We start from the raw sequence: 1,896 nt of genomic DNA, 5'->3' as shown, positions 1-1,896 counted from the left end.
AAATCGACTTGCGGCTCGCTCGACGCCGTGCCGCCTGCGCCAAACACGTCGGCGGCACGTTCCTGCAACTGCCGCTTGCATTCGGTGATCTGGTTCGGGTGCACATCGAACTGCTGCGCTAATTCGGCTAGCGTCCGCTCACCCTGACCGCCGCCATCGCCATTTTCGCTTTGAACGCCGCTGAGTGCGTCCGTCGGGTTCTCTTCGTCATCTTCCTGGTTCCTTTGTCGGCATTATCGCCGGCTCAGGCCCCAAGCGTTCCACTTATCCGCCTGTCCGAATTTGCGCGGCCACTTCTGACCTTGCAGTGCTTTTTTGTCTGTTTTATGCGGTTTCGAAACAAGTGTAATAAAGGTAAAAATACACATCGGACAAAAGCTGCGCAGTTATTCTTACCTACCATACGCATGGCATCGCTGGTGCGCACCAAAAAGGTCGCAGAGCAATGACTGGCAACCACAGAACCTGAGAGAGAACAACTATGCTTCATATGAACAACGTCATGTACAAGGGACATGTGCTTAGTGCAATCGCGGTAACGGAGCGCGAGGTCGTTTCGGCGACGCTTGTCGTCCGCGATCCGAGCGGTGTTCAACGCCGGAGTGGGGCGCTGGGAACGTTCGCTAGCCCGATAGGCGCTCTGCGCTATGCATTCGCGTATGGCATGGCCGAAATCGATCATCGGAAAATGCCGCCTTCCGAATGATGCCTCGCTAGCCTATTTGCGAGCCAACCCGCTGCCCGACCGCTGACGCCGAACTCGCTGACGTACCGTTTGCTCGTCCATCACGCAAATGCTCACGCTACACGCCGTGGCACACCACGATCCTCGGAGGAGAGCGCATGAACTTCTATCACCGTGGAGTACCGTTGGAATTGTTTGTCACGCCTTTGGGCAATGCCTTCGTTGCATCCGCATTGATATTGGAAGAGGACGGTCACGCGACGTCCTTAGGGAAGTTAGGCATATTTGCAAACGCCGACGGGGCGCTCCAGTTCGCGGTCCGATGCGCGACCGCTTTTATCGATGGTGATGTTCTTCCCCTACCACCATTTCAGCCGACTTAAAGCATCAGTTGCCGGCGAGATCGAGGGTCTTAGGGGGCACGATATCGGAGCATCACCACGCGAGCCAGTTTGGAACCGAATTAACACTCCGACGGCACTCAAGGAGTCGCGTCCTTCCACACGATCCGACACTGCCAGTCAGGCAGGTCAAGGACACCATCGCCTCGCTTCCGCGCGACACCGATCGCGCGCGTGCGCATGCTTACCGGGTGCGGTGGCTATTCACGCTGCTGTATCTGGGTGGGTTGCGTATTGCTGAAGCCGGCGCGAACACCATGGGCCAGTTTTTCGTGCGGCGCGACCCCGACGGCGCCCTTCGCTGGTGGCTGACCGTTCACGGCAAGGTGGCAAGGAGCGACTGGTGCCCGCGACGCGCGAGATGACGATGGAGCTTTCGCGCTACCGCCAGCAACTGGGTCTGAGCGCACTGCCCTCGCCCAACGAAGAGACGCCGCTGGTTTTGCCGATTGCGCCGCCGCAGCCAATGACCGAGCGCAGGCATGCGCGCCGCTGACGCGCGCCGGACTGCACGCGATCGTCAAGGACGTTTTTGCGAAAGCGGCCGCGCGGCTACACGAGCGAGATGGCGCTTCAGCGCGTGCAGACCTATTGGAGAAAGCATCGGCCCACTGGCTGCGTCACAGCGCCGGCTCGCACATGGCCGATCAAAAGGTTGATCTTCGGCTCGTTCGTGACAAGCTAGGTCATGCCTCGCTGACCACCTGCAGACCGCTCCGTTAAGCACCCAGCATGTCACGGATCGCCGTATAGGAGCCAATTGATGATCGGCGCATAGGTGCCAGCGCAGGATCGGCGTAATGGAGCCAG

The 1,896-nt window shown here is 59.2% G+C and carries 1 protein-coding gene and 2 pseudogenes; 2 read left to right on the top strand and 1 reads right to left on the bottom strand.

The annotated features are described in order from the left end of the window. Positions 1 to 211: pseudogene (locus AWB66_RS34795) on the bottom strand (transposase); the annotation flags it as partial. A gap of 632 nt (positions 212 to 843) precedes the next feature. Here AWB66_RS34795 and AWB66_RS32355 point away from each other — a divergent pair. Beyond that, positions 844 to 1,068, top strand: a complete 225-nt coding sequence (locus tag AWB66_RS32355; protein ID WP_087634036.1) for a hypothetical protein — start codon at positions 844 to 846, stop codon at positions 1,066 to 1,068. A gap of 71 nt (positions 1,069 to 1,139) precedes the next feature. Then, positions 1,140 to 1,791: pseudogene (locus AWB66_RS32350) on the top strand (tyrosine-type recombinase/integrase); the annotation flags it as partial. Positions 1,792 to 1,896: the final 105 nt, after the last annotated feature.

Source organism: Caballeronia telluris (assembly GCF_001544495.1).
GTDB lineage: Bacteria > Pseudomonadota > Gammaproteobacteria > Burkholderiales > Burkholderiaceae > Caballeronia > Caballeronia telluris.
The sequence above is the reverse complement of the archived record's forward strand: the minus strand, read 5'-3'. Positions and strand labels throughout refer to the sequence as shown.